General features: G+C 54.9%; 25 protein-coding genes and 2 pseudogenes. 24 read left to right on the forward strand and 3 right to left on the reverse strand.

Annotation, left to right across the window (positions count from 1 at the left end):
* Window positions 1-4 precede the first annotated feature (4 nt).
* From rsgA to hslO, 3 genes are all read left to right on the forward strand, one after another.
* Window positions 5-862: a ribosome small subunit-dependent GTPase A gene (rsgA, locus tag ORD20_RS07260; protein ID WP_103376965.1), complete on the forward strand. Its 858-nt coding sequence runs from the start codon at window positions 5-7 to the stop codon at window positions 860-862.
* Between the two features lie 195 nt (window positions 863-1,057).
* On the forward strand, window positions 1,058-1,282 hold the full coding sequence (locus ORD20_RS07265) for a hypothetical protein (protein ID WP_103376964.1): 225 nt from the start codon (window positions 1,058-1,060) through the stop codon (window positions 1,280-1,282).
* A gap of 141 nt (window positions 1,283-1,423) precedes the next feature.
* Window positions 1,424-2,302 carry an Hsp33 family molecular chaperone HslO gene (hslO, locus tag ORD20_RS07270; protein ID WP_242968671.1) on the forward strand — a complete coding sequence of 293 codons (879 nt, stop codon included), beginning with the start codon at window positions 1,424-1,426 and terminating at the stop codon, window positions 2,300-2,302.
* Here the strand turns inward: hslO and rpmB are convergent.
* Window positions 2,299-2,490, reverse strand: a complete 192-nt coding sequence (rpmB, locus tag ORD20_RS07275) for a 50S ribosomal protein L28 (protein WP_103376963.1) — start codon at window positions 2,488-2,490, stop codon at window positions 2,299-2,301. The genes hslO and rpmB overlap by 4 nt on opposite strands.
* Window positions 2,491-2,569: 79 nt before the next feature.
* Between rpmB and ORD20_RS07280 the strand changes: the two genes are divergently transcribed.
* The 13 genes from ORD20_RS07280 to nagA all read left to right on the forward strand — a co-directional run bounded on the left by ORD20_RS07280 (window position 2,570) and on the right by nagA (window position 15,808).
* Window positions 2,570-2,944, forward strand: coding sequence for an Asp23/Gls24 family envelope stress response protein (locus ORD20_RS07280; protein WP_158246409.1), 375 nt, complete (start codon window positions 2,570-2,572; stop codon window positions 2,942-2,944).
* Entirely contained in the window at window positions 2,941-5,016 is a 2,076-nt protein-coding gene (recG, locus tag ORD20_RS07285; RefSeq protein WP_103376961.1) for an ATP-dependent DNA helicase RecG, read from the forward strand. The genes ORD20_RS07280 and recG overlap by 4 nt, the downstream gene beginning before the upstream one ends.
* A gap of 205 nt (window positions 5,017-5,221) precedes the next feature.
* The gene (locus ORD20_RS07290; protein ID WP_430626643.1) at window positions 5,222-5,689 is read left to right on the forward strand and encodes a chorismate-binding protein; all 468 of its coding nucleotides are present in this window, start codon (window positions 5,222-5,224) and stop codon (window positions 5,687-5,689) included.
* A complete protein-coding gene (gene trpD / locus ORD20_RS07295; protein WP_430626644.1) occupies window positions 5,686-6,972 on the forward strand; it encodes an anthranilate phosphoribosyltransferase in 1,287 nt (428 codons plus the stop codon). The genes ORD20_RS07290 and trpD overlap by 4 nt, the downstream gene beginning before the upstream one ends.
* Complete coding sequence (gene trpC / locus ORD20_RS07300; protein WP_103376957.1) at window positions 6,962-7,729, forward strand: indole-3-glycerol phosphate synthase TrpC; 768 nt, start codon at window positions 6,962-6,964, stop codon at window positions 7,727-7,729. Before trpD ends, trpC begins: the two co-directional genes overlap by 11 nt.
* A complete protein-coding gene (locus tag ORD20_RS07305) occupies window positions 7,722-8,291 on the forward strand; it encodes a phosphoribosylanthranilate isomerase (protein WP_103376956.1) in 570 nt (189 codons plus the stop codon). The genes trpC and ORD20_RS07305 overlap by 8 nt, the downstream gene beginning before the upstream one ends.
* Entirely contained in the window at window positions 8,279-9,478 is a 1,200-nt protein-coding gene (trpB, locus tag ORD20_RS07310) for a tryptophan synthase subunit beta (protein ID WP_103376955.1), read from the forward strand. The genes ORD20_RS07305 and trpB overlap by 13 nt, the downstream gene beginning before the upstream one ends.
* Window positions 9,475-10,272: a tryptophan synthase subunit alpha gene (gene trpA / locus ORD20_RS07315; RefSeq protein WP_103376954.1), complete on the forward strand. Its 798-nt coding sequence runs from the start codon at window positions 9,475-9,477 to the stop codon at window positions 10,270-10,272. The genes trpB and trpA overlap by 4 nt, the downstream gene beginning before the upstream one ends.
* 345 nt (window positions 10,273-10,617) lie before the next feature.
* Entirely contained in the window at window positions 10,618-11,628 is a 1,011-nt protein-coding gene (aroF, locus tag ORD20_RS07320) for a 3-deoxy-7-phosphoheptulonate synthase (protein WP_103376953.1), read from the forward strand.
* Window positions 11,625-12,506 (forward strand): prephenate dehydrogenase, encoded by an 882-nt coding sequence (locus tag ORD20_RS07325; RefSeq protein WP_103376952.1) that lies wholly within the window; start codon window positions 11,625-11,627, stop codon window positions 12,504-12,506. The genes aroF and ORD20_RS07325 overlap by 4 nt, the downstream gene beginning before the upstream one ends.
* A complete protein-coding gene (gene aroA, locus ORD20_RS07330) occupies window positions 12,484-13,767 on the forward strand; it encodes a 3-phosphoshikimate 1-carboxyvinyltransferase (RefSeq protein ID WP_103376951.1) in 1,284 nt (427 codons plus the stop codon). Before ORD20_RS07325 ends, aroA begins: the two co-directional genes overlap by 23 nt.
* Before the next feature lie 54 nt (window positions 13,768-13,821).
* On the forward strand, window positions 13,822-14,694 hold the full coding sequence (locus ORD20_RS07335; RefSeq protein WP_103376950.1) for an N-acetylglucosamine kinase: 873 nt from the start codon (window positions 13,822-13,824) through the stop codon (window positions 14,692-14,694).
* Complete coding sequence (gene nagA / locus ORD20_RS07340) at window positions 14,678-15,808, forward strand: N-acetylglucosamine-6-phosphate deacetylase (RefSeq protein WP_158246408.1); 1,131 nt, start codon at window positions 14,678-14,680, stop codon at window positions 15,806-15,808. The genes ORD20_RS07335 and nagA overlap by 17 nt, the downstream gene beginning before the upstream one ends.
* Window positions 15,809-15,879: 71 nt before the next feature.
* On the opposite strand, the gene ORD20_RS07345 is transcribed toward nagA, so the two are convergent.
* The gene (locus tag ORD20_RS07345) at window positions 15,880-16,443 is read right to left on the reverse strand and encodes a hypothetical protein (RefSeq protein ID WP_103376948.1); all 564 of its coding nucleotides are present in this window, start codon (window positions 16,441-16,443) and stop codon (window positions 15,880-15,882) included.
* Between the two features lie 191 nt (window positions 16,444-16,634).
* Between ORD20_RS07345 and ORD20_RS07350 the strand changes: the two genes are divergently transcribed.
* The 6 genes and pseudogenes from ORD20_RS07350 (at window position 16,635) to ORD20_RS07375 (ending at window position 21,466) form a co-directional block, all read left to right on the forward strand.
* Window positions 16,635-16,970: a MerR family transcriptional regulator gene (locus ORD20_RS07350; protein ID WP_103376947.1), complete on the forward strand. Its 336-nt coding sequence runs from the start codon at window positions 16,635-16,637 to the stop codon at window positions 16,968-16,970.
* Complete coding sequence (gene dnaK, locus ORD20_RS07355; RefSeq protein ID WP_103376946.1) at window positions 16,933-18,834, forward strand: molecular chaperone DnaK; 1,902 nt, start codon at window positions 16,933-16,935, stop codon at window positions 18,832-18,834. The genes ORD20_RS07350 and dnaK overlap by 38 nt, the downstream gene beginning before the upstream one ends.
* A 67-nt stretch (window positions 18,835-18,901) precedes the next feature.
* Window positions 18,902-19,087 (forward strand): annotated as a pseudogene (locus ORD20_RS07360) (DnaJ domain-containing protein); the annotation flags it as partial.
* A gap of 336 nt (window positions 19,088-19,423) precedes the next feature.
* A pseudogene (locus ORD20_RS07365) lies at window positions 19,424-20,416 on the forward strand (AAA family ATPase); the annotation flags it as partial.
* A gap of 7 nt (window positions 20,417-20,423) precedes the next feature.
* Window positions 20,424-20,870, forward strand: a complete 447-nt coding sequence (locus ORD20_RS07370; RefSeq protein ID WP_430626645.1) for a hypothetical protein — start codon at window positions 20,424-20,426, stop codon at window positions 20,868-20,870.
* A gap of 17 nt (window positions 20,871-20,887) precedes the next feature.
* Entirely contained in the window at window positions 20,888-21,466 is a 579-nt protein-coding gene (locus ORD20_RS07375) for a TlpA family protein disulfide reductase (RefSeq protein ID WP_242968670.1), read from the forward strand.
* A 15-nt stretch (window positions 21,467-21,481) separates the two neighbouring features.
* Here ORD20_RS07375 and ORD20_RS07380 read toward each other — a convergent pair whose 3' ends face one another.
* Complete coding sequence (locus ORD20_RS07380; protein ID WP_430626646.1) at window positions 21,482-22,318, reverse strand: oligosaccharide flippase family protein; 837 nt, start codon at window positions 22,316-22,318, stop codon at window positions 21,482-21,484.
* Between the two features lie 92 nt (window positions 22,319-22,410).
* Here ORD20_RS07380 and ORD20_RS07385 point away from each other — a divergent pair, with 92 nt between their 5' ends.
* Both ORD20_RS07385 and gpr read left to right on the forward strand, forming a co-directional pair.
* Entirely contained in the window at window positions 22,411-23,592 is a 1,182-nt protein-coding gene (locus ORD20_RS07385; protein WP_103376942.1) for a glycosyltransferase 87 family protein, read from the forward strand.
* A 22-nt stretch (window positions 23,593-23,614) separates the two neighbouring features.
* Window positions 23,615-24,580 (forward strand): GPR endopeptidase, encoded by a 966-nt coding sequence (gene gpr / locus ORD20_RS07390; RefSeq protein WP_103376941.1) that lies wholly within the window; start codon window positions 23,615-23,617, stop codon window positions 24,578-24,580.
* The last annotated feature ends 112 nt before the right edge of the window (window positions 24,581-24,692 follow it).

Consider the following 24,692-nt stretch of genomic DNA (forward strand, 5'->3'; position numbering starts at 1 on the left):
TAACGTGCAGGGATTGGTTGTATTGCTTGAAGCAAATCGTCCTACCGTGGAAACGGAGGACGGCGCGCGCTATCTTTGTTACTTGCGCGGTAAAATTAAACGGGACCATGGGCGGATCTTGGTGGGGGACTGGGTCGAGATTGAACGTACAGATCCCCACGAGGCGATTGTGACGAAGGTGTGGCCCAGGCGTAATCAGCTGGTGCGTCCGCCGATTGCTAATGTCGCCGGCTTGTTTGTGGTGTTTAGCGCGTCACAACCCAAAGGCAGTCTGGAACTGTTGGACAAGCGCCTAGTGTTGGCACACATGATGGGGGTGGCAGCGGAAATAGTCGTAACCAAGACGGATTTAAACGATGCCGAAGGCCGCCAACACCATGTGATTACGCTATATCAAAATATCGGGTACCGGGTGTGGCCAGTCAGTGCCGTGACTGGGCAGGGCATCAACGCGTTGGTCAGTGCCAAGCGGGAAGGGGTATGGGTTTTGGTGGGCGAAAGCGGGGCAGGCAAGTCCTCTTTGGCCAAAGCTCTGTTGCCACATGAACGCATTGAGGTTCAGGAGTTGAGCCGCATTGGGCGTGGACAGCAAACGACACGGTGGGTACGGCTCTTGCGGACCGGGACGTTTTGGTTGGCCGATACGCCGGGTTATACAGCCTTAGAGACCACGGTTAAAGACGCGGCCCGCATTCGCGATGCGTTTTGGGAATGGGACGGGGCACGATGCCGGTTTGCCAGTTGCTATCATCTTGATGAACCCGGTTGCGCCGTTTTAGACGGGCTACAATCCGGGCGGTTCGACCTTGGCCGTTATGCCCATTACAAGGTGATGTTGGAGCAATGGGTCAAGCCGTATTAGCTGGCGAAAGTTACCACGCGGTTTCTTGATATTCCCGGGGCTGCATGATGACTGAGAGACAGGCTTTCTCGCATAGGATAGCACGGGACCAACCAAGGTGGTCACCCCCGTTTGGCCTTTTACCGAAAAAACCATGCACCATTTCCTGTGGGTTTCGTAGCATGGGGAGTGGACCGGTAAAAGGGGGGTGAGGGGATGGGGCGGTTTCGTCATTACGCATATGGCCCCCGGCAAGTCCTCAAACGCCGCCTAGGAGGAGCAGGACTGTCAGTAGCCGGCGGCTTGTTGATTATTAAAGTCTTGCCGCTATGGATTTGGCCTTTGGCAGTGGGCCTGTGGCTGGTATGGGCCGCACTAGGTCCCGTGATCGTGGGGCTTGCGCTGTTATGGCTCGGGTGGCGCTTGTTGCATCGTTGGTAAGCAATCCAGTCCTATTAAGAACGTGGCGAAAAGGAGAGGATCCCATTATGCAAGTGCAAGTGGTCAAAGTGCCGCGGATTGTAGGCAAGATCTTACAAGTTGTGTTAGGGTTTTGGTCTAAGGATAAAAAATAAGGTTGGGGTGATTATCACGGATTATCGCAGAAAGGCGACGGCAGCACAGGGCAGTTTGCGTCTTATTGCAGCCCATACGACAAAGACGGCACTCGCTATTCAACGCGTGCATAACGCGTCGCCGGTCGCTGCCGCCGCCATGGGGCGGCTTGCGACCGCAGCGGCGATTTTGTCCTCAGATTTTAAAGATCCCGCGCTGATGCTTGTGGAAGTCGAGGGCAGTGGCCCTTTGGGGCGCGTGGTGGCTGAAGTGCGCGACGGAGGGCGGGTCCGCGCCAAGGCGGACCACCCTCACATTGAGCTGCCCTTGCGCGCCGATGGCAAATTAGCCGTGGGACAAGCTGTGGGAGTGCCTGGTGTATTTCGGGTGACGCGTGAGGACTCCTCTGGGGCCCTATATCAGGGACAAGTGGCGTTGGTGAGCGGAGAAATTGGGGAAGATTTTGCCCAGTATTACACCTTGTCGGAGCAAATTCCGAGCGCTGTGGCCGTCGGAGTGCTGGTGGGCACATCGGGGGAGATTATGGCATCGGGAGGTTTAGTTATTCAGGCCTTGCCGGGCAGTCAAGATGTGATTGACACGGTTATTGAGCGCTTGCCGCGTTTAGCTCAGATTAGTCACCGATTGGCCAATCATGAGACGATTGAGGCATTGGCCGAGGATGTAATCGGGGGCGCGGTCCATTGGTTCGATCCCGAACCAATTTATTACGGGTGTGAATGTAGTGAAACCCGGAGTTTGGAAATATTATCCAGTTTACCCCGGGTTGAACTTGAAGCGTTAATTGAAAATAAAGGAGCAGAGGTTGTCTGCCATTATTGCCACAGCGCCTACCATTTCTCCTTGCAACAAATTGAACAATTGTTAATCCAAGCCGCCGATTAAATTGCTCGATCGACACGGCCCGACCGTAGGCAACGGGTGCAAACATAGACATGCTTGACCTTGCCGTTGACGCGTGCGCGCACCCGTTGAATATTGGGCTTCCATACGCGTCGGGTCTTGTGATGGGAGTGACTCACATTATTCCCATGTACGGTGTGCTTTCCGCAGACCTCACAGCGAAACGCCATTTTGTGGAACCTCCTCGATGCCATGACATTCGTTGCTATGGTAACATAGGGGGAAATGAACTGCAAGGAGTGGGAAGTTATGGAGGTGCGCACAGAATATGGCACGCTGGCGGTACACGATGATGTGTTGGCGGCCATTGTCCAGTCAGCGGTCCTCGCCGTGCCTGGTGTAGTGGATATGGGCATCTTCCGGGTGGGTGAAGGGCTGACCGAAATGGTCAAGAAGGACCAAAGCGTGCGCGGTGTGTGGCTAGAGGATACCGACCAAGGATTGGTTATTCATGTCGCTGTTATCGTGGCGTACGGCCAGCGGATTCCCGTCCTAGGGCAAAAAATTGTGCAGCAATGCAGTGACCGTTTAGCGGAATCGGTTTCTATGCGTCCTAGGCGCGTCATTGTGGAAGTGCAAGGGGTTCAGGTTGTCAAAGAGGAGAAGGCGCCAAGCGCCTCATGAAAGCCATGCGTGAAGGTTCTCAAGTTCCTCACTATGGTGCGCGCGATCCCATTACCAAATGGCCGGGGATTGGACCCAAGCGGGCGCAGGAATTTGCTAACTTGGGCGTGCACACCCTAGAAGATTTATTAGGGCTTTGGCCTCATCGGCACGAAGATCGTCGTGTGATGACCCCTTTAGACCAAGTTCACGAGGCTGAGCTCATGACGGTGCAGGGCATTGTCCAGCGTGCTCAATACGACCGATTTAGGCAAATATTGCGCATCGAATTAAGCGACGGGCGTGGCACTTTGAGTGTGGTGTTTTTTCATGCGGCATGGCTCCAACGGCAATTACCTACCGGGCAGCAAGTGGTATTGACCGGCAAGGTAGAACGCCGCGCAAGCCAGATGACCATGGTCCACCCCGAAGTTCAGACGTTGAAAGCCGGAGAACCGCCCCTGTTAGGACTCGTGCCGATTTATCCGCTGTCCGGATCGATTCGCCAGGGATTTCTTCAGCGGCTCATGAAAGAGGTCGTACCGCGTTTAGCCCCTCAAGTAGCCGATCCCGTGCCGGTGGCTATTCAAGAGCGCTATGAGTTGATTGGCCGTGCACAGGCGGTGTTGTATCAACATTTTCCGCCTGATTTGACCCTGTTGGAGGCTTCACGCAAGCGCTTGGTGTTTGATGAGTTTCTTCGCATTGCGCTGGCAGTACAGGTCATGCATCATGTGGACCCCGAAGTTGCAGGACTTGTGCAAAATCCCGACGGACCAATGGTCAAAGCCTTTTTAGCATCATTGCCTTTTGAACTAACCCCCGGACAACAAAAAGCGTGGGAGACAATTCAAAGCGATTTGCGCGAGCCTCGCCCTATGGCCCGCTTGCTTCAAGGCGACGTCGGATCAGGGAAAACCGTCGTGGCGATTTTAACCATGTTGGCGGCGGTGGATGCGGGGCATCAAGCCGCCTTTATGGCGCCCACAGAGTTGTTAGCGGAGCAGCAATGGCAGGTGCTGCATCGCTTTTTAGAACCATTGGGAGTGCCGTGTGCGCTGTTGACGGGGCGGGACAAGCAAAAAGCGGCGGCACACGAGGCGTTACAGCAAGGGACACTGCCGTTAGTGGTCGGGACGCAAGCGCTCATTGCGGAGGGCGTCGGATTCTCTCGTTTGGGGGTCGTGGTCGTTGATGAGCAACACCGATTTGGAGTGAAGCAGCGAGCGCGTCTATCGCTTAAGGGGACGTATCCCGATATGCTGGTGATGACGGCGACTCCGATTCCCCGGACGTTGGCGCTCACGGTATATGGAGACCTCGACGTTTCAGAAATTACAGGGTTGCCGCCGGGGAGGCAACCTGTCGAAACGGTGCACGTGACGCATGAAAGGCGCAAGGAAGCCTACACCGCCGTGCGTCAAGCCGTCATGCGCGGGGAGCAGGCCTATGTGGTGTGTCCGTTGGTGCAAGGCGATGACGAAAATGGCGGGGCAAAAGCCGCCGTGGATTTAGCGCGTGGCATGGAAAAAGTGCCGGGGTGGCGCATTGGGTTGTTGCATGGAAAAATGTCATCAGGTGACAAAAGCGAGGTGATGGCCCGGTTTCGTGCCCATGAGATTGACGTATTGGTGGCGACCACCATTGTGGAGGTGGGGGTTGATGTCCCCAATGCGACGGTCATGGTGGTGGAGGATGCAGACCGGTTTGGCTTGGCCCAGCTTCATCAGTTGCGTGGGCGGGTCGGACGCGGGAATAAGCCGGCGCAGTGTTTTTTGATTGCGGATCCTCGCACCGAACAAGCCCGGGAGCGATTACAGGCCATGGTCCAGTACCACGAAGGCATCAAGTTGGCGGAGGAAGATCTTCGCATCCGGGGACCAGGCGAAGTGCTGGGCATGCGCCAGCATGGCATAACAGGATTTCAACTGGCTAATCCCGTCAAAGATCTGGCTTGGTTGCAAGAGGCGCGTCAAGTGGCGGTCAAGTTAGTGGCCGACGATCCCCATTTTGCCTATCCTGAGCACAAATTGTTGTGGCAATGGGTGAGGGATGCACTCGATGACGCCATGCCGTCGCAGGTGTTGCATTAAGCGGCTTGGCACCTCGCGAGACTCAAGATGTCCACCCGTTCTTGACAGGGTGGAGATAAGGTCTTAGAATACAGAAGAATTCTTAAACGCTTGACATGCTATGACTGGGAATAGTATCGCCGTCTTTACCTTTTCAGCGAGCCGACGTTGGTGAAAGTTCGGCAAGGTCGATGGTGGAGAATGGGCCCACGAGCAGCCAACCGAAATGACAAGAGTAGGCTTGGTCGGATTCTTCCTCCGTTATCAGGGAAGCCAGACGGTGACGGTGTCGCAGTTGATGAGCCGTGAGACCTATTCACACGTCATGCACATTGTTTCTGAAGTCCAGGGGGTGCTCAAGCCCGGATATGATGCCCTCGATGCATTAGCCGCTTGCTTTCCTGCCGGTACGCTGACGGGTGCGCCCAAAATTCGTGCCATGGAAATTATTGAAGAGCTCGAGCCGGAAGGGCGCGGTGCTTACGGTGGAGTCGTTGGATATCTTTCACACCGGGGAGACTTGGACGCGTGTATTACGATTCGCACGATGGATGTGATTGGGGATGAAGTCTTTGTGCAAGCCGGGGGCGGTATTGTGGCAGATTCGGAATCGGCTGGGGAATTTCAGGAGTCGATGAATAAAGCGGGCGCTGCCTTATCTGTTCTAGATGCCAGTGAGGAGGAATGGCTGTGATCGTCGTGTTGGACAATTACGATTCCTTTACCTACAACCTGGTGCAGTATTTGGGCATGTTGGGCCAGGATTTGCAAGTGATTCGCAATGACGCGTTGGGTGTGGACGATATCGCCGCTATGCACCCTGACCGGATTGTCTTGTCGCCCGGTCCAGGGCGTCCAGAAGATGCCGGTATCATGATTGACGTGATTCGCCAGTTGGGGATGTCTACGCCCATATTAGGCGTGTGCCTAGGGCATCAGGGTATTGCCTATGCATTTGGAGGTTCTGTCGAACCAGCCGTACGTTTGATGCATGGGAAGGATGATGAAGTGTTTCACAATGGGCAAGGGATTTTTGAGGGACTGCCCCAAGGCTTCCGGGCCGGCCGGTATCACTCCCTCGCCGTTTCTGTAGAAGGTGTGTCAGATCTTGAAGTGACCGCAACCAGTGCCGATGGCACGATTATGGGAATTCGCCATCGGCATTTTCCCATTTACGGGATTCAATTTCATCCCGAGTCCATTCTTACGCCCCAAGGGTTTGATATTCTTCAAAATTTTGTGCAGAACGTGCCATCTCTGGCCGAAAACCGTTCTGCGACCTCCAAAAGCGGGAGCGCCGATTTGCTCGAGGCCTTAGGGATTGACATTACGCAGAGTCCTGAAGAGGTCGCAACATTAGTGGATGAAGTCGGCTTTGGCTTCTTGTTTGCCCAAAAAGTGCATCTCTCCATGCGCTACGCGGCCCAGACTCGCAAGGAACTGGGGGTGCGTACGGTGTTTAATCTCTTAGGCCCTCTAACCAATCCGGCGCACCCCGAATACCAACTGCTAGGTGTTTTCGCGGAGCCGTGGGTCAAGCCGATTACCGAAGTGTTGGGGCGTTTGGGTCTTAAACGTGCGGTCGTTGTGCATGGCGCTGGAGGGCTTGACGAAGTATCGTTGGCGGGGCCGACCGTGTATGGCGTCGCACAAAATGGCACCACCTCCTTCGGCACGTGGTCTCCCGAAGATTTTGGATTACCGACGTATCCGAAAGACGCATTTCGCGGGGGAGATCCTGTGACCAACGCCGCCATCTGTCGCGGAATTCTTGCCGGAGAACCCGGTGCCTATTTGGATATGGTGCTGGCCAATGCGGGTACCGCTCTCTATGCGGCGGAAATGGCCGAGTCGCCGCGTGAGGGCGTAGAAATGGCGCGCAGGTCAATTCAAGAAGGACGCGCAGCGGCGGTGTTGGAAGCGCTCATACAAAGGAGCGCCGAGTCGATTGAGCAGGAGGCAGGAGATGTTTCTTGATCAGATTTTGGCGTCGGTGAAGACTCGCGTGCAGAACATTCAAGGGCAATCCGGGTGGTTCTTTGACCGAGCACTTGAGCTGCCGCCTGTGCGGTCGTTAGCGGCGGCGTTGCGTGAGCATCGAGGTATGCCTGTGGGCGTGATCGCGGAGTGCAAACAAAAGTCGCCGTCAAAGGGGTGGTTGACCCATGATTATCAGCCTGCGGCACAAGCGCTGGGCTATGAACGCCAGGGAGCTCATGCCGTCTCAGTCTTGACGGAACCCGAGTTTTTTGCCGGACATCTGGCCGATCTGCAAAAGGTGAAAGCGGCTGTGCACCTTCCGGTGTTACGCAAGGATTTTGTCATCGATCCGGTGCAAATTTTTGAAGGCCGGGCGATGGGAGCCGATGCAATCCTGGTCATTATCCGGATTGTGGATGATGCCCAGCTGCATGACTTAGCGCAAGCCGCGCGCGCCGTGGGCATTGAAATGCTGGTGGAAGTGCACGCCGCCAATGAGCTTGAGCGCGCATTGAAGATTGATCCCATGGTGGTAGGAATTAACAATAGGGACTTGGATACGTTTGAGACGCGACTGGAATTTTCTCTCGAGATGGCGCCTCTCATGCCGAAAACGGTTGTGAAGGTTAGTGAGAGCGGAATTCAAACGCGTCAGGATGTCGATCGTCTTCATGACGCGGGATATTCGGCCATATTAGTGGGCGAACATTTAATGCGAGGGGGCACCCTCTTAGAGGACTTGCGTCATGAGTGAGGTAAGCGTCAAGATTTGCGGCGTGAAAACCGCTGCGATGGCGGAAGCTGCGGTCAACCAGGGGGCGGATTTCATTGGCCTAGTGTTAGCCCCCAGTTCCCGGCGCGTTTCCCTAGACCAAGCTCAAGCATTGACACGCCAGTTGCCTCACATCCGCTTTATTGCTGTCGTACGGGATATGGCTGCAGAGGACCTCGAGCAATTGTTGGCCGCCACCGGGGTGTGGGGGGTTCAATATCATGGTGCAAGTACTTTTGATTGGATCGGCATGGTGCATCACGCTGGACGCCAAGCTATTGCCACGCAGGTGGATGAGCGTGCGGACATCGTGCTTTTAGATGGGCCTGAACCGGGTCAAGGACGCACCTGGGCGTGGCAGCGGCCGTGGATTTCACAACCCTTATGGCTTGCTGGCGGGCTCTCTCCCGACAACGTACGGCAGGTGGTCGAGACATTGAAGCCATCGGGTGTGGATGTATCAAGCGGGGTGGAAACAGACGGAGAAAAGGATCTTGTCAAGATCACCGCATTCATTAAGGAGGCCAAACAATGGCAGTCATGAAAGATGGACCGGACGAAGCAGGACGCTACGGCGGTTTTGGAGGTCGGTATGTTCCAGAAACGTTGATGCCAGCGCTCGACGAGCTGACCAGCGCCTATGCCGAGGCGAAAACCGATCCGACATTTCAAGCGGAGCTAGCCGCGTTGCTCAAAGATTATGTAGGTCGTCCTACCCCTTTGCGGAGGGCGGACCGATTAAGCGCGAAAGTCGGATACGACGTCTACTTAAAGCGTGAAGATTTAAACCACACGGGGGCTCATAAGATTAACAACACTATGGGCCAAATTCTGTTGGCTCGTCGAATGGGAAAAACCCGCATCATTGCCGAAACGGGCGCCGGTCAGCATGGCGTGGCGACAGCCACTGCAGCGGCTCTGTTTGGTTTGTCGGCTCAAGTGTATATGGGCGAGGAAGACGTCAAACGCCAAGCGTTAAATGTATATCGTATGCGGTTGCTAGGTGCGGAGGTCATTCCCGTGCAATCGGGATCGCGGACGTTGAAAGATGCGACGAACGAGGCAATTCGGGACTGGGTCACCAATGTCCGTTCCACGTTTTACGTCATTGGGTCGGTCGTGGGCCCGCATCCGTATCCGATGATGGTGCGGGATTTTCAGTCGGTGATTGGCGATGAAGCGCGTCGTCAGTTTCATGCCGTCACAGGGACATTACCCACGCACATTGTGGCTCCGGTTGGTGGGGGATCAAATTCCATGGGCGTCTTCTATGCTTTTCGAAATGATCCCGTCACCTTGGTGGGGATTGAAGCAGGGGGAGAAGGGGTGGAGACTGGCAAGCACGCGGCGACGATTGCGGTGGGCATGAAGGGCATCTTGCATGGCAGTTTGAGTTATTTGTTGCAAGACGAAGATGGCCAAATCATTCCCGCGCACTCGATTTCGGCCGGACTTGATTATCCGGGCGTGGGACCAGAGCACGCCTATTTCCACGACACCCAGCGCGCTGAGTATCACGCGATAACCGACCAAGAAGCATTGGCGGCGTTTCACGAGTTGTCGTTGCTCGAGGGGATTATCCCCGCGCTGGAAAGCGCGCATGCGGTCGCTTGGGTCATTAAAGAGCAAGAGCGGCTCAGGAGCTTGGGAGCTCGTGTCTTAATTAATCTATCTGGCCGCGGCGACAAAGATGTTGAGGCAGTCCGGGAATATGAGGAGGGAATGCATTGACATCATCAGATCTTACTCTACGCGGGGTATTTGCACGAACCAAAGGCGAGGGGCGAGCCGCTCTCATTCCGTATGTGACCGCGGGACACCCTCACTTGAACGATTTACCTCAGCTCATCTCGGCCTTGAACGAGGCCGGGGCTGACATTATCGAGATCGGGATTCCCTTTTCAGACCCTTTAGCCGATGGCCCCGTCTTACAGCATGCTGCGACCCAAGCCTTGAATAACGGCACCAAACTGCGGGATATTTTGGACCAAACTAAAGAGATTAGCCAAAGTTCTGTGCCCATTGTGTATTTGACGTATATGAATCCCGTCTACCACTTTGGGGTCCGCGCGTTTATTCGGGCGGCAGCCCAAAGCGGGGTCAAAGGGCTCATTATTCCCGATTTGCCATGGCTAGAAAGCCAAGAGGTGTTTCATGATTGCGAGGCGGAAGGCATTTCTCTCATTCCCTTGGTTGCACCGACGTCTACAGATGCCCATATAGCGTCGTTGGAGATCGCGACCGGATTTATCTATGGGGTGTCTTTGACCGGGGTGACGGGCGTCCGTCAAGATATTGACAGCGGCGTAGAATCCATGGTCGCCCGCATCAAACGCTTTATCACCCAACCAGTGGCCATTGGCTTTGGAATTTCCACACCGGAACATGCACGCCGCATTGGGGCGGTTGCAGATGGTGTCATTGTGGGCAGTGCGTTGGTGCGTATTATCGATGACGCGGGCGACGAAGCCCCCCAAGCGGCACGCGCATTTGTGGCCTCGTTGCGTGAGGCATTAAATCCCTAAGAAGGCCTTGACACCGCTGGTTATGCGGTGTATGATGCGGGAAATAACGAAAGCGATGATTGGGAAGGGGTCGGATTCTCGAAGGCGCAGAGAGTCGGCGGGTGGTGTAAGCCGATACTTCGAATCCAGACCGTACCCCCATGAGTGTGCATCGAACGCGGCAAAACGCTAGTAGAGAATCCGGAGTCCTACCGTTAAAAGGGAGTAGCTGTGTTAGCAGCTAGCTGAGAGGTTGGGCAACCAACCAATAGGGTGGTACCGCGGAGACAAGGCCTTCGTCCCTAACTAGGGACAATGAGGCCTTATTTTTTTTCAAAAACGGCGTGGTGAGGGGATGAATCAGCAATGATTGTGGTGATGTCGAAAAACGCTCCGGATACGGATATTGATGCGGTGACAGAACGATTAAAGTCTGAAGGGTTTCAAGTCCACATTTCTCGCGGCGTCGAGCGAACCATTATTGGAGTGATCGGTGAACGCACAGAGGAGGTCTTTCGGTTGGCATCCATGCAGTCGGTTGAACAAGTCGTGCCGGTGAGGCGCCCATACAAGTTGGTAAGTCGCGATTTTCATCCTGAAGATACTGTGGTTAATGTGGGACCGGCCGCTTTTGGGGGCAAGCGCGTCATTGTCATTGCAGGACCTTGTGCGGTGGAGAGTGAGGACCAGGTCATGCAGGCGGCTCGAGCGGTTCATGACTTTGGGCTATCGGTCCTGCGTGGTGGGGCGTACAAGCCGCGTACATCGCCCTACAGTTTTCAAGGCATGGGCGTGGACGGATTAAAAATTTTAGCTCAAGCCCGTGAGCGTTATGGTCTTATGGTCGTGACAGAAGCTGTAGACCGGGAAAGCTTGGACCATGTGGCTCAGTGGGCTGATATGGTTCAAATTGGGGCGCGCAATATGCAGAACTTTGAGTTGCTCAAAGCGGTCGGCCAGATTCAAAAGCCGGTGTTGCTCAAGCGGGGACTCTCCGCCACGATTGACGAATGGCTCATGGCTGCGGAATACATTGCCGCCAATGGAAATCGCGACATCGTGTTATGTGAGCGGGGGATTCGTACCTACGAAACCAAGACGCGCAACACCCTCGATTTGAGTGCGATTCCAGTGGTTAAACAGTTATCACATTTGCCGATTGTGATTGATCCGTCTCATTCAACGGGGCAATGGAATTGGGTGGCACCTATGGCACGGGCGGCCGTGGCTGCAGGAGCGGATGGATTGATTATTGAGGCGCATCCCAATCCGACCGAAGCGTTGTCTGATGGTCCGCAAAGCTTAAATCTTCCCCATCTGGGCGAGTTAGTGTCTTCTCTCGGGTTGATTGCCGAGGCGATTGGACGGACCGTGTGAAACTTGGAGTCATCGGGTTGGGGCTCATTGGAGGGTCCATTGCCCAAGCATTTAGCAATGCCGGCTGGGACGTGTGGGCCTGGGACGTCGATCAAACGCTAAAAGAGGCCTGCGAGCAAGCAGCGATGCACTTTGGGCCTTGGCAAGACTGGTTGGATGAGGTTGACCAGATTGTGATTGCAGCTCCCTTGGCGACCGTGGGCGAGTGGATTGTACGGCTGGTAAACGAGGCGAGCCAATCGTTGGTCATTGTTGATGTCTCCTCGGTCAAAATGCCCTTGGTGCCCTATTACCGCCACGTCTTTTCTCCTTCGTGCTTGGTGTCTCTCCATCCGATGGCGGGTAAAGAAGTGCGGGGGTTTGCCCACCGCGATGGGAACCTGTTTCGGGGTCGGCCTTGTTTAGTGGTGCCATGGAACAACGCCGAGCCCCGAGCGGAATTGATCGACTCATGGATGCAGATTTTAGGCACGACGCCCGTCACGGTTCCACTGGAGTGGCACGATCCGCTAATGAGTATGGTGAGCCATGTGCCGTATCTCATTTCCGCGTCGGTTCTCGCCCTGACGGAGAAGGTGCCTGATTTATGGCCTCATTGGCCGTACGTAGCAGGGACGGGATTTATGGACGTGACCCGCATTGGCGCAAGTGACGTGGACCTTTGGCAAGACATTCTGAATGCCAACCGACAGAACGTCCAAGACACCTTCGCCCGCTACACCGCATTGATTAATGAATGGAATGATCATATTCAACAAGGTTTATGGCCCCAAGCCCTTAGGGACGCGGCGTCGGTGCGTCAATTAGTCGAGCGCGTACGCACCTTATCCTCTTCTGAAAGGACCGATATTCCGCATGGAACTGACACCCTGCCGTAATCCCTTAAAAGGCCATTTAAGACCCCCCAGCGACAAATCGGTAACGCACCGGGCAATTTTGTTCTCTGCGCTGGCCCCAGGGGCATGTGTGATTGAACATCCTCTGATTGCCGCCGATACCTTATCGAGTCGGCATGTGGTGGAGAGCTTGGGCGTAACAGTCCGAGCCGAACAAGACCGCTGGATCTTACAGTCTCCTGGACCACAAGGGTGGAGCAAGCCTCAGGACGTGCTCGATTGTGGGAACTCCGGTACGACCATGCGTTTAGCGATGGGACTCCTAGCGGCCGGATCTGGACGCTACCAATTGAGCGGGGACGATTCGCTATCCGCACGGCCTATGGAGCGAGTGGCACGACCCCTGCGCAGTATGGGAATCGCTGTCGAAACCCAAGATGGTCATGCCCCGGTCACTGTTCAAGGGGGAGCCCATCACGGAACAACCTACGTAATGCCAGTGGCGTCGGCTCAGGTCAAATCGGCGATACTCTTAGCGGCCGTGACGGCGTTGGGAGCGACCCGTGTCCAAGAGCCTTATCCTACTCGCGATTATACGGAACGTATGTTGAGAGCGATGGGGGCACAGGTTCAGCATCAAGAGGGGTTCATCACGGTCGAACCCAGCTCCTTGCATCTTGTCGATACCATGGTGCCAGGCGATCCCTCATCGGCGGCCTTTTGGGCGGCTTTAGCCGCACTGATTCCGGGCTCAGATTTGACATTACGGGAAATGAGCATAAGCCCACGGCGCATGGGATTTTATCGTCTGTTGCAAGCGATGGGGGCGATGGTGACGACGGAGCGGAAGGGAGCAGAGGGCGACGTTGGGGACATTCGCGTTGCGCCAGGGCAGCTAGCGGGAGTGACCGTATTGCCCGAAGATATTCCTGACATGATTGATGAAGTGCCCTTGCTCGCTTTGGTCGCAACTCAGGCACAAGGGGAGACGGTCATTTCAGGCGCTCATGAATTGCGGGTGAAAGAAAGTGACCGTATAGCGGCCACGGTAAAAAATTTACGGGCGCTGGGGGCTCGCATTGAAGAGCGGGAAGACGGTATGGTGATTCATGGCCCTACCCGGCTTCATGGGGCATCCGTAGAGGCCGCAGGCGACCACCGCATGGCTATGATGTTGGCGGTAGCGGCCGCTGTTGCGGACGGGCCTGTATTTTTAGAGGGGGCTCAGCACGTGGCGATTAGTTATCCCGACTTTTTTACGCAATATCATCAATGGACCCAGGGTCAGTCATTTGCCAGTTAGAAGCAGGAAAATCGCGCCTGATGCCGAATAGCCTTGATTGTGGGAGGCAAGAAGATGTGGGGAATTGATGGAGGGGGTTCAACCACCCGGGGCGTGCGCTGTGAACGAATCCATGACTGTGGCCCGGTCGTGGCCCAAGGCCCCTCGAATATATTGGCGGTAGGGCAAGTCACGGCGTACCAGGCCATGGCTCAGGTTCTTGAAGTTCTCAACCCTTCACCTCAGGAGAGCGGGTTGGTCGGGATAGCCGGGGCGGACCGGCCGGCCGTATGGGAAAGCTGGCAGGCTTTTTTTCGTGACAGACACCTGGATCATACGTGGATTGTGGGAGATTATTGGTTGCCGTGGGCGGCTCTAACGGGGGGCGCTGACGGCACCATTGTGATCTTAGGGACGGGATCGTTGGTCTTTTCGGTATGTCAGGGGAAAACCGAGCGCCGCGGGGGGTACGGCTGGAAGCTTGGGGATACGGGGTCGGGATTATGGCTTGGCCAACAAGGGTTACGCTTAGCGGTTCAAGCATTAGAAGGGACCGGGGAACCGACGGCGTTAGCCGAAGCGGCTCTTCAGTGGGCACAAGCGCGGGATGTGGTGGGCCTAATAAACTATCTTTACGATCCCAGCCGACCTGTACGAGCGCCTGCTGATTTTGCACCGCTTGTCTTTGCGTTGGCCAGGGAGGGCGATCTTGTGAGTCAAAAGTTATTAACGGAGGAGGCGTATGGTATCGTGTGCATGGTCGACAGCGCGCCTGCGTGTTCTCTGGTTGGTCTCAGTGGCGGACTCGCCAAAGCGTGGGAGCCGTATGTGCGAACCTTGCGTCCTTCGTGGCGCGTGATATCAGAAAATCCCGTCTATGGCGCCATTCGGTTGGGCGCGTTGTGGGAACAAGAAGGGCGGCCATATCATATTGAACCAAGCCATTGAAGGACGGGTTTATATTTCTACTGTAGGACAATTGGTGCCCGCGCGCATTGAGTGGAACGTCCAAGGCCGTATTACACGCTTGACCCGCTTAGATACCCGGTCTACGGCCTTGCCTGTGGTCTTACCAGGTTTTATTGACGAACATATTCATGGGGCTTGTGGTCATGATGTCATGGAAGCCCATGCGGAGGCATGGGAACAGATCGAGCATGCGCTCAGTCGTCACGGGGTGACGGCGTTTTTGGCGACGACGATTACCGCGCCGTGGGACGATTTGATGGCGGTGGCAGACCTCGCTCGCCAATGGACACCGAGTCCCCTTAGTACGTGTATTGGAATGCATTGGGAGGGCCCGTACTTAGATCGCCAGTATAAGGGGGCGCAACCCCTCGAAGCAATTCGTGCAGTCAATTTGGAGGAAATTGAACGCGCTATTGTCCCCTTGCGCCACGCTGAGCGACCGTTGCGCGTCATGACGCTGGCGCCGAATCAAAGCTCTGCAGACCAGGCGATAAGACTTTTAACCGATCACGGGATTCACGTGAATATGGGGCATTCGGGAGCTGGCCGCTCACAGGCGTGGGAAGGGATGTTAGCGGGGGCGGATGCCATTACGCACTTGTTTAATGCGATGGCTCCGTTGCACCACCGGGAGCCAGGCTTACTGGGTCTTGGGCTCTCCGCCGAGAATTTATGGCTGGAGCTGATTACCGATGGCATTCATGTCCATCCCGATATTGTGCGCATGGTGTTTCAGTTGGCAGCGCACCGCATCATTTTGATAACGGATGGTATTTCAGCTATTGACCAAACCCCGGGCCGGTACCGATTAGGGCAGTGGATGGTGCACGTAGACGGCGTATCCGCGCGCCTTGATGACGGAACCTTGGCAGGGAGCATTTTGACCCCCGATCAATCCTTGCGCAATTTGTTGCAGTGGGGGGTGCCGCTGCGTGAGGTGGTGCAAGCATGGTGTGAGGCGCCGGCTAGGCGCTTGGCTCTGGGCGGCCGCGGCCGGATTGAAGAAGGCGCTTGGGCTGATTTAGCGATTTTTGATGCGCAATATCAGGTGCTTAGTACCATTAAAAATGGCCATGTACTCTACCAACGGTAAAGGGGATGAGAGTTATTCCCATCCCTTCGTCTCCGGCTTTGTGCCGGGTTTTTTTATGCCCCGGACAAATTTTAGTAAAAAGGAGTAAAATTCCAGCCCATGGACCACGACCAGTAAATGGCGAGGGCTACTAGCGGCACGAATTCGACGGCAATAATGGTGAATGCTTGCATCAAGGACACGCCTATCATTCGGCGCATGTGATAAGCCAGGGCTATGAGTCCTAAGATGCCCACAAGACCGGTGACCCAAGTGCGTGATGTTAACACGGCTGCCAATGTCGCCAGGACAATCCACGGCCCTAGGGCCATAAAGAGCGCGGCAAGTTCTCTCTGGGATTGATAAAACCCCATGCGGCGCAGCAAAATACCGGTTACGCGGGATAGACCCGCGACCAGTCCGTATCCGCCAGCCACGACGAACACAATGCCCAACAGCATACGGGTCAACGCGCGGCCCGCAGGGAGAATACTAAAGAACTGGTAGAGCGATACTAAGAGTGCGGTGGCAGCAATACTCCATCCATAAAGGCTTTGCAAGGTGCGGTGATCGGGGCCATGTCCTTGTTGCCACGGAAGCCGCCACGAAACAATCCGGGGCGCGATGGAGCCAGGGAGTAACCGGTCTTTGCGCATAGGGTTCCTCCTTTGGGGGGATTCTGGCACAACACTGTTTTTAATTCCAAGAGATACATATGCTGACCGCTGTTGTCATATTCTTGTCAAAGCATTATAGATTTCTTATAGATCTTTTTTAAGTTTGTTGTTACAATAGGGGTGTCAGATAACCATGACTAACGGAGTACGATTTAAGGATGTGATGTGATATGCCGATCCACGGTCCTGACGAGCCAGTTTACACGATTGGCGTCATGGCACGGCTGGTCGGAGTGTCATCGCAGATGCTTCGCGTATGGGAAAAAGAGTGTCTTCTGTCGCCCGCGCGGACTGAGACAAATAATCGGTTGTATTCCGAAAATGACTATTATCGTCTAGTCAGAATTCGGGATCTCACTCGACAAGGCGTGAATGCGGCGGGAATACGCATGGTTCTTGGAATCACCGAGGTGCCCGCGAAGCAATCCATAGAACGTACTACGGATGACAAGGAGAGGAAATTGACTTATGGCCAAAGTCGTAGGAATCGATTTGGGAACGACTAACTCTGTAATTGCAGTGATGGAGGGAGGACAGCCCACCGTTATTTTGAATACGGAAGGGAGTCGGCTCACCCCATCAGTGGTGGCATTTTCAAAGACAGGGGAACGGCTTGTCGGTCAACTAGCCCGTCGACAAGCGGTAATGAATCCTGAGAACACGGTCTTTTCAATTAAGCGCTTTATTGGACGGCGCTACGATGAAGTGGCTCAAGAACGTGAGCGGGTGCCATATAAGGTCGTTCAAGGGCCCAATCAACAAGTGTTGGTGGATTTGCCGAATGCGGGCAAGAAAATGACCCCCGAAGAAATTTCGGCGATGATTCTCGGAAAACTCAAGGCCGATGCCGAGAAATATCTGGGCGAAAGTGTAACCCAGGCGGTCATTACTGTTCCCGCATATTTTAACGATGCAGAGCGGCAAGCGACCAAAGACGCAGGCAAGATTGCCGGTCTTGATGTGTTACGCATTATCAACGAGCCAACGGCGGCGGCGTTAGCCTATGGCTTGGACAAGCAAAAGAACGAGACCATTTTAGTATGGGACTTGGGTGGCGGGACGTTTGACGTATCCGTGCTCGAAGTGGGCGATGGCGTATTCGAAGTCAAATCAACGGCTGGGGACACGCATTTAGGCGGCGATGACTACGACATGAAACTTGTCGATTACATAGCTGCTGAGTTCAAGCGGGAAAATGGCATTGATTTGCGCAATGACCGGCAAGCCCTGCAGCGCCTCATTGAGGCGGCGGAAAAAGCCAAAATCGAATTGTCGTCGGTGACTGAAACGCAGGTCAGTTTGCCGTTTATCACCGCGGACCAAACCGGGCCTAAGCACTTGGAGATGACGATTACCCGTGCCAAGTTTGAGGAATTGACCCAAGATTTGACAGAACGTACGGTCATTCCCTTCAAACAAGCTTTGAAGGACGCGAAGCTTACGGAAAGCCAAATCAATGAGGTCATTCTCGTGGGCGGGTCCACCCGGATGCCCGTCATCCAGGAATTAGTGAAGAAACTTACCGGGAAAGAGCCTCACCGAGGCGTCAATCCGGATGAAGTGGTGGCCGTTGGTGCCGCCATTCAGGGTGGTGTGCTTGCAGGTGAAGTCAAAGACGTTATCTTGTTAGACGTAACGCCGTTGTCCTTAGGGATTGAAACGATGGGTGGCGTGTTCACCAAGCTTATTGAGCGCAATACCACGATTCCGACGCGCAAGAGCGAAACTTTTACAACGGCGTCGGACAATCAGACGTCGGTTGAAATTCACGTCTTGCAAGGAGAACGCCCAATGGCGGCGGATAACCGGACGCTGGCACGCTTTAGTCTAGCAGATATTCCACCGGCGCCCCGGGGTGTGCCCCAAATCGAAGTGACGTTTGACATCGATGCTAACGGCATTGTCAATGTCTCGGCTAAGGATTTGGGCACAGGGAAGGAGCAACGGATTACAGTAACCGCTTCGACACAATTGTCGAAGGAAGAAGTGGAACGAATGGTACGGGAAGCGCAAGAGAAGGCCGCGGAGGATGAAGAGCGCCGGGCTCTTGTGGATTTGAAGAACCGTGCTGAATCAATGGCGTACGCAACGGAAAAGACTATTCGAGACTTGGGCGACAAGGTTGACGCGTCGGACAAGAGCCAAGCCGAAGAGGCGATTAAAGACGTGCGTGCGGCCATTGAGAAGAGTGACAAGAGTGCCATTGAATCGGCGCTCAGTCGTCTCGAGTCGGTATCGCATAAGTTGGCAGAGGCGTTGTACAAAGAGCAGGGAGCCAATCCCGAGAATCCCGGCAACCCACCACCGGGAGACGGGGGTGCGGGACCCGGAGACGACGTCATCGACGCGGATTTCCGGCCGACTGAATAATGATAACGGGGGAGGACCAAGAGCACAGCTCAGCGGTCCTCCCATTTTCCAGATGAGGTGAGGGTGGATGGCGGCTCCAAAGGACTATTACAAGATCCTCGAGGTGAGCGAATCCGCTGACAAGGCAGCGATTAAAGCTGCATACCGAAAATTGGCCAGGAAATATCATCCTGATGTTAGCGGTAAAGCTGGGGAGGACAAGTTTAAAGAAATTAATGAGGCGTACGAGGTGCTCTCAGATCCCAAAAAGCGCGAAGAGTACGACCAGATGCGGCGAGGATATGCTAATCGCAAGGCCCGCAGCCAAGGTCCTGGCTATCAGCGCGTCTCCTACGATGGGGACGGATTTGGGGATTGGGGCAGCATTTTCGAAGATTTATTCGCCCAAGCCGGACCGGACCTTGGGGCCACGTACACGCGCACCCAGCGTGTCCCCGAAGAGACGGTGACGTTGACGTTGGAACAAGTCGCGCGTGGCGTGTCGCTTCCAATTTCTGTGTCAGAACCTGTAGTGTGCCCTGTGTGCCACGGTACGAATGCCGATTGTCCGCGGTGTGGAGGACTAGGACAAGTGATGGAACCGAAGAACGATGAGGAGATTCGCCGGGTTATTCAAGTGTTGTCGCGCCGGACAAAGAACAATCCCGTTCTCATTGGAGAACCGGGGGTTGGCAAAACCGCAATTGTTGAAGGGCTAGCCCAGCGCATTGTGCAACAAGATGTTCCCGACGGACTGAAAGACAAAAAGGTTCTCGCCTTAGATATGGGCTCGTTAATTGCCGGAAGCAAATTCCGGGGCGAGTTTGAAGACCGTCTTAAAGCGGTATTGAAAGAAATCCAAGGCGCTCAAGGCCAGATTATTCTCTTTATCGATGAATTGCACACAATTGTGGGGGCAGGGAAAGCGGAAGGCGCGGTCGATGCCGCCAACTTGCTGAAACCGGCTTTGGCGCGGGGCGAGCTGCGCGCTGTGGGTGCTACCACGCTCGACGAATATCGCCAGTATATTGAAAAAGATGCGGCGTTAGAGCGGCGTTTCCAACCAGTCTATGTGGATGAGCCATCGGTCGAGGACACGATTGCCATCTTGAGGGGATTAAAGGAGCGCTACGAAGTACACCATGGGGTGCGGATCCGTGATGGGGCGTTAATTGCGGCTGCGCGGTTAAGCCACCGCTATATTACGGACCGGTTTTTGCCTGATAAAGCGATTGACCTCATCGACGAGGCTGCCTCGCATTTGCGCGTCGAGATGGATAGCATGCCGGAGGAGTTAGACGAGCTCGAACGGCGCCGTCTGCAATTGGAAATTGAGCGCGAGGCGTTGGCCAAAGAGGATGACCCCGCGTCGCAAGCGCGTTTAACGCAGCTCGAAGAAGAACTGGCCAATGTGCGCGAAAAACGCAACGCACTTATGGCGCGCTGGGAGCAGGAGAAGCAGCAAGTTGCCAAAGTGAGTCAGGTCAAGCAAGCCATTGAGCAGGCGCGGACTGAAGAACAGCAGGCAGAGCGGGAAGGCGATTTGGGACGCGCAGCCGAGTTGCGTTACGGAAAACTTCTGTCTTTGCAAAAAGAGTTGGAGCAGGCAGTTGACGTCGAACCTTGGCAGCCACGTGATTTTGGAGGAGTCTGATCCTGCTCGACGCCAACAACAACTGGAAGGGATTTTGCGCGAAGCGTTCCGGCCGGAATTTTTAAACCGGATTGACGAAGTGATTACCTTCTCGCGGCTGACCCCCGAAGAGTTGCGGCTGATCGTCAAAGTGAATTTGAAGGATATTCAGCAAAGACTGGACGAACGTGATATTATGCTGGTGGTTACCGAAGCGGCTTTAGACCATTTAGCGGCACGCGGCTATGATCCGCAATATGGGGCACGTCCGCTAAGACGGCTCATTCAACGCACGATTCAAGACCCGTTAGCCATGAAGATGCTCGATGGAGAATTAACGGGTCATCAAAAAGTGACAGTGGATGAGCGCAATGGCGAGCTGACGTTTGCGATTGAGAACATGAAGGAAGCCCCGGTATTCTGATGTAAGGAGGCGATAGGGTGTCTCTCGCGATGAAACGGTGGGCGGGATGGATTGTTTTGCTCGCGGCCTTGATATATGCAGGCTTTCTGGTGGGGCGTGGAACGAAACCGCATACGGTGGCGGCGCCTAAGACCAAGTCCACGGCGTCCGCCTCGACAGCTCAATATGGGCTGACTGCGGGCCAATTCGCTCCTAATTTCACCTTAACCACTACCGCGGGGCAGACGGTGAGTCTGGCTTCGCTGCGTGGGCACCCTGTTTGGCTGAACTTTTGGGCGACATGGTGTCCCTGGTGCAATAAAGAAATTCCTCAAATTGAAAAAGTGCAAGCGAGCTACGCAGGGCGTATTGACATTTATGGGGTCGATGTTCAGCAATCCCAAGCCACCGTGGCCCAGTACATGAAGGCCAAAGGGGTTAACTACCCGGTGTTGCTTGATACCCAAGGCGCCGTGGCTGCGGCCTATGGGGTGCAAGGCTTGCCCATGTCTGTCTTTATTGGGCCTCATGGACGCATCCGGGCCATTTACAGCGGGGCTTTGTTGTCTCCTCAAAGCATTGCGCCGTATTTGCATAAGCTGCTTGCCTCTTCTTGACCTTTTTCACCCGCATCAGAGTAAGCGGTGATGGGTTGGACCTGTAAGCCTCAAGGACAGTAGATAGGCCAAAATGGTGAGGCCAATGCTGCCCATGAGGCTTTCTGCCTGGGGCAGATGCCGTCCCATTCCCCAGATATGCCATAGCGCCAAGGTTAACAGGACGGGAATAGAAGACGCCAAAGGCCGGAGGAGGATTTTCGAGGTGTGGGACATCACCCCAGCGAGGGGGGCGTAGGACCGGACATAGGCGAGCGCTAAGATGACAAGGCTTACACCTTCCCCTATGGGAATAAGGGCCACGGCGACTAACGGGGCATTGTGAAAGGCATGTCGGCCAATGAAGTTGAGAATCGTGTAAAGAATTACCACGCGGCTAAGTTGTTCTGATACTTGCGACAAGGCCGGATAGGTGAGCTGTTGAATTCCTACAAAGTACCCGCGCAGTACTGCGGAAAATCCCACGGCGATGAGCGCAGGGGCAATCGTAATAATCAAGGGGATAAACCGTGGGTCATGGTACAGCATCACGGCCAAAGGTTTCGCGAGCATGATGACCAAGCCAATTAAGGGCACACTTACTACGGTCACAATGATTAGGGCCAGACGCATTAAACGTCTCGGATTGGTGTGCTCTTCGGCAATGAGTTGCGAGACCGCTACGGGAGTCCCGGCAACGGCCAGTGTGACGAGGGCCACGTAAAAGGGGAAGATCATCTGAAAAAACCCCAAGCCTTCCGCCCCTAAAAAGCGTGCGAGGAGCATGCGGTACACGAGGCCTAAGCCTCGCGACGCAACGGCCGCTCCGGTTAACGTTAGCGTGCCCCACCACAAGGAGCGTTTCTTGCGCATGTCCATCCCTCCCCTTAGATGTATGAGACAAGGCCAAAGAAATTGCTAACGGCGGGAAAAAGAGCACCATTATCGAAATGAGGAGGAGTGGGGTGAAGACACGAACATTTTGGGTTGTAAGTGTGCCGGGTATAGGAGCCTTACTGTGGGCATTGATCCGAATGGCCCCGCCGGCGTTAGCCTTAGCACACGGCCATCCCGACCGGCAATACTATTCCTATAGTTTTAGCCACGGGACGTATTCCGATGTGGCGGCTCTATATAGTTCCCGCCATTTGTATGCACGCGCCTTGCCCTATTTTCACAACATTATTGAATATCCCGTGATAATCGGCTTTTACATGTGGGCCATGGCATGGCTGCCAGGGTTTTGGGGCTACTGGGTGGGCTCTGGTATTGGCTTGGTGTTGGCGTTTGTGGGAGCCCTCTATGCATTGTGGCATAGCCGAGGATGGCGGGCAGCCTTGTGGTTTAGTGCGTCACCCCTTCTTCTCGTCTGTGGTTTATTGAACTGGGATTTGTTGGGCATTATGACCTGGGGATGGGCGCTTTGGGAATGGAAAGATCAGCGTTGGGCTCTCACCGGCGTGGCTCTAGGCGTTGGTATGGCCACCAAGTTTTTCCCCGTGGTGCTGGTGCCGTACTTGTTTTGGGGTTTGCGCCAACGCCACCAGCGAGGTGAGGCCCGGCGGTTACTGTGGGGGTTCGTCTTAACGGCGGGCGGCTTGAATTTGCCCTGCGCATTGTGGGCACGCCCGGGATGGGCGGAATTTTTTACATTTAATAGTGGCCGCGGACCCGCCCCGGGCCTTTATCAGTGGCTTATCTTGCGTGGTGTCTTGCACATTGACACCGTCAACTTGCTGAGCTTAGTGCTGACCGTGGGAGGCGGGGTAGCCTTACTCTGGGCGCAGGCCCAGGGGCGCTTGGATCCCATAGAGGCTGGGACGGCGGCTTTGGCGTGGTGGCTGTTGTGCAATAAGGTGTATAGCCCGCAATATATGCTATGGGTCGTGTACGCGCTACTGTGGGTGGACAGCAGCCCCCCTTTATTGGTAGCGGTCAACGTGGCGGGCCTGTTGGATTTTTTGCTGGCCATGCGCTGGCTGGCGCTAGGAACGCTGGGAAGTCCGGTGGCTGCTCGCTTTGGCCGGGCCGTCGTGCCTGTTATTGCGTGGCGTGATGTTGTCTTATGGTCAGCGGTGTATGAACGTTGGCACTTAAGCGAGAGGCGCCTCGTTTCGCATAAAGTGCCAACCGAGGGCGCAGTCTAACGCTAAGGAAAGGGGGCGGCCAATGGCTGAGTTTCGTCCGATTTCAGTAGCTACGGATATGGCTATTGAAGCACGCGACATTGTTCGGGGAGAAGCGCATGAAGAAGTGCCGGGAGTGCGCGTTGACAAACAAAAAGATCGCCACGTGGATGTGACGCGGGTGGAGGTGTTCAACAGCCAAGGAGCGCGTCTTATGGGCAAACCCCAAGGCCATTACGTGACGCTCGATGTGCCGGGGTTTAAAGAGCGCGAAGCTGGATTGCGAGCGGATTTAGTGGACGTATTAACGGATGAATTGAAGGCCTTGATTCCCGAAGATACCCGTAAAAGCATCTTGGTGGTCGGACTAGGCAATTGGAATGCCACACCGGATGCGTTAGGCCCTCGTGTGGTAGAACGTTTGCTGGTGACCCGGCATTTAAGTGAGCTGGTTCCTCCTGAGATTCAAGAGCGTATGCGGCCTGTCGCCGCTGTAGCCCCCGGCGTCTTGGGGACCACCGGCATCGAAACCCTTGATATGATTAAAGGCATTGTCTCCGAAGCCCATCCTGATTTGGTCATTGCGGTTGATGCCCTGGCAGCTAGGAGTTTAGACCGGCTGCTGGGCAGCGTGCAAATTGCGGATACTGGAATTCATCCGGGTTCTGGGGTGGGCAATAAACGGCAAGGATTAAGTCATGAATCTGTGGGGGTCCCGGTCACGGCGATTGGCGTATGTACCGTTGTGCAAGCGATGAGTATCGCCCAAGAAGCGCTGAGGCTCTTAGTACAGCAGTTGGCGGATGATGCTAAGTTTTATAAGATTCTCGAAGAGATGGGGGAGCCGAATCAAAATGCCCTTATCGAAGAAGTTCTCGGAGAGCGTTTGGGGGGATTGATGGTGACCCCTAAAGAAATTGATTTGTTAATTAACGATATGGCCGATGTGCTCGCGGAATCCCTAAATCGCGCGCTTCAGCCGCAGCTTGATCGTAGCGAATGGGCGTAAAGGTTCCGAGCCAAAGAGCGCGGTATCGCTGTCAAATAGAGCGGGGTTCAAAGCCGCCAAGGGACTGTGCCCTGGCGGCTATCTTACCACAACTACAGGAAGGATCCACTCC

It is taken from the genome of Sulfobacillus thermotolerans (assembly GCF_039623705.1).
In the GTDB taxonomy this organism is placed as follows: Bacteria; Bacillota; Sulfobacillia; order Sulfobacillales; family Sulfobacillaceae; genus Sulfobacillus; species Sulfobacillus thermotolerans.